Raw genomic sequence first — 571 nt, forward strand, 5'->3', positions numbered from 1 at the left:
CACATGGCGCCGCGGGAGACCGGCGTGCGCGCCTGGCGCTGGCCGCTGCCGGCGGAGCCGGGGCGGCCGTGAACGCCGCCCATCGCTTCCCCGGCGGGCTGCGGCTCGAACCCAACCGCGCGATCTCCACCCGCCACCCGGTCACCGCGGTGCCGCTGCCCGAGCGCCTGATCCTGCCGCTGGGCGCCGCCCTCGGCGCCCCCTCGCAGCCCTGCGTGAGCGAGGGCGAGCGGGTGCGCGCGGGCCAGTGCCTGGCCGAGGGCGAAGACCCGGCGGTGCCGCCGCTGCACGCCCCGGCGGGCGGGCGGGTCGCAGCCATCACCGCGCATCCCGCGCCCCACCCCTCGAACCTGGCCGTGACCAGCCTGGTCCTGGAGACGGACCCCGACGCGGCGGCCGAGCCTGCGTGGCCCGCCCTGGACACGCGCGCCGACCCGGCGGCGCTGCGCGCGCGCGTCCACGCCGCGGGCATCACCGGCCTCGGCGGCGCCGGGTTCCCCACCGCCGCGAAGCTCGCGGACGCCGCCGGGCGGGTGCACACGCTGGTCCTCAACGGCGCGGAGTGCGAGCC

General features: G+C 80.6%; 1 pseudogene. It reads left to right on the forward strand.

Annotation, left to right across the window (positions count from 1 at the left end):
• Positions 1–68 precede the first annotated feature (68 nt).
• Positions 69–571, forward strand: a pseudogene (locus G7A99_RS24070) (electron transport complex subunit RsxC); the annotation flags it as partial.

The sequence above is a fragment of the Arhodomonas sp. KWT genome (assembly GCF_010993615.1).